The 343-nt window shown below is 53.6% G+C and carries 1 protein-coding gene; it reads left to right on the top strand.

Annotated elements, in window-relative coordinates; translation table 11 throughout:
• A partial coding sequence (locus G9G57_RS25375; RefSeq protein WP_164965690.1) for an AMP-binding protein occupies nucleotides 1-343 on the top strand: 343 nt, incomplete at both ends.

The following is a 343-nucleotide window of genomic DNA, read 5'->3' on the forward strand; positions in this document are numbered from 1 at the left end:
ATTCATGCTGGAGGATAGCGGGGCATCTATCCTGCTGACCCAGCGGGATCAGTTGGACCGCCTTCGTCCGCACGGAGCCGACCGCGAGATGATCGCTATCGAAGATTTGCTGGTGGAGGGGATGGAGCTTACAGGAGAAGAATGCGAGAAGAACCCGGAACCTGTTAATCACTCGAGCGATTTGGTGTACGTGATCTATACGTCAGGCTCCACTGGCAAGCCGAAGGGGGTCATGATTGAGCACGTTTCACTGATCAACCGGCTGCACTGGATGGAACAACGAATTCCGTTTGGAGCGGAGGATGTGATCCTGCAAAAAACGCCTTATACCTTTGACGTATCG

The sequence above is a fragment of the Paenibacillus sp. EKM211P genome, from assembly GCF_011066175.1.
Classification (GTDB): domain Bacteria; phylum Bacillota; class Bacilli; order Paenibacillales; family Paenibacillaceae; genus Paenibacillus; species Paenibacillus polymyxa.